2 protein-coding genes are annotated in these 1,923 nt (G+C 67.7%); both read left to right on the forward strand.

Features of this window, described 5'->3' with window-relative positions:
• The first annotated feature begins 98 nt into the window (after positions 1-98).
• Positions 99-833: a DUF3306 domain-containing protein gene (locus DBR23_RS16095; RefSeq protein WP_108498910.1), complete on the forward strand. Its 735-nt coding sequence runs from the start codon at positions 99-101 to the stop codon at positions 831-833.
• The coding region (locus DBR23_RS16100; protein WP_146191352.1) for a 4Fe-4S binding protein at positions 793-1,923 on the forward strand (1,131 nt) is incomplete at its 3' end. The genes DBR23_RS16095 and DBR23_RS16100, both read left to right, overlap by 41 nt.

The raw sequence follows: 1,923 nt of genomic DNA on the forward strand, positions 1-1,923 counted from the left end.
TGGCAACCCCGCGTCCGTGTCCACCGACAAGCCGCGTGGTGGCGGTGGCGGTGGTGGTGGCGGTGGCCATGCGGGAGGCGCGCGAGGAGGTGGCGACCATGGCTGACGGATTCCTCGGCCGCTGGTCGCGGCGCAAGCAGGATGTGCTGGCAGGCAAGCCCGTGCAGGACCCGCCGCCGCCTGCCCCCCAGGTGGCAACCCCCGAGCCGGTGGCCGCTGTGGCAGCGCCCGTTGCGCCTGCAGCCCCTGCTGTCCCTGCCCCGGAGGTGCCACCGCCGCCCACGTTGGCGGATGCTGAGGCGCTCACGCCCGCGTCCGACTTCAAACCGTTTGTGGCCCGTGCCGTGTCGCCTGAGGTGCGCAATCTGGCCATGAAAAAGCTGTTTGCCGACCCGCACTTCAATGTGATGGATGGCCTGGACATCTACATCGGCGACTACACCCAGCCCGACCCGCTGCCTGCAGGCATGCTGCGCAAGATGGCCAGTGCGCATGCACTGGGCTTTTTTGACCACGAGAAAAAGGCCGCGACCGCTGCGCAGGGTTTGCAAGGTGATGCTGCGCCGGACGCGGCCCCTGCGACCGCAATATCCCCGCCGGACAGTCAGCCTCGGGATGATGCGGAGGCGCAAAGCCCCGCAGACGTGGCACAGTCCCGGGTATGCAACGCTGTTCCTAGCGTTCCCTCTAGCGAGCCTGAGGTGGCCCCACGCTCTGCCCAGGATGCGGTGGTCACGCCAGCCAGCCATACCCACAATGACCACGACGCTCATCTGCGACTGCAACCAGACGATGCCCCTCAACGCCAAGGCGCTGGGCGAGGCACTGCATGAAGACCTGACCCTTCACTCCACCCTGTGCCGGCGCGACGCGGGGGCGTTCCAAACGGCCATCCAGTCCGGGCAGGACGTGGTGGTGGCCTGCACCCAGGAGCAGCGCCTGTTTGGCGACCTGGGCCAGCAGACCGAGGGCGCGGTGTCGCCCATTCGGTTTGTGAACATCCGCGAAACCGGGGGCTGGAGCCGCGATGCCGCCAAGGCCAGCTCCAAGATCGCCGCGCTGCTGGCGGCCGCCCGGCTGCCCGACCCTCCGCCCGTACCCACGGTCACCTACAAAAGCACGGGCCGCTTGCTGATCATCGGACCGCTCGACCAGGCCGAGCAGGCGGCTGCCCTGGTGTCGGATGTGCTGGATGTGACGCTGTTCACCCAAGGCCCTGGCAATGCCGGTGGCGCGCAGGCGCGGCGCTATCCGGTGCTGGGTGGCCGCATCACGGGCCTCACCGGCTGGCTGGGTGCGTTTGAGCTGCAATGGGCGGCCGACAACCCCATCGACCTGGACCTGTGCACGCGCTGCAACGCCTGCGTGGCGGCCTGTCCCGAAAACGCCATTGGCCTGGATTACCAGATCGACCTGGCCGCCTGCCAGTCGCACCGCGCCTGCGTGAAGGTGTGCCAGGTGGCGGGCGCCATCGACTTCACCCGCGATACCACGGCGCAGACCGAGCGTTTTGACCTGGTGCTGGACCTGCGTTCATCCACTGCCACGCCTACCTTCCTGCAGCACGCGCTGCCGCAGGGTTACCTGCGCTGGGACGGGCGGGACCTGGGCACGCTGCTCAAGCTGCGCGAGCTGGTGGGCGAGTTCGAGAAACCCAAGTTTTTTGTCTACAAACAAAAGCTCTGCGCCCACAGCCGTAACGAAACCGTGGGCTGCAATGCCTGCGTGGACATCTGCTCGGCCGAGGCCATCAGCAGCGACAAGGGCCGCCAGCAAATCAAGGTGAACCCCAACCTGTGTGTGGGCTGTGGCGCCTGCACCACCGTGTGCCCCACGGGCGCACTGACCTATGCCTACCCCAGTGCGACGGAGCAGGGCACCAAGCTCAAGACGCTGCTGTCCACCTACACCGCCGCCGGCGGC

Origin of the sequence: Acidovorax sp. HMWF018 (assembly GCF_003061035.1) — a bacterium.
Classification (GTDB): Bacteria; Pseudomonadota; Gammaproteobacteria; order Burkholderiales; family Burkholderiaceae_C; genus Acidovorax; species Acidovorax delafieldii.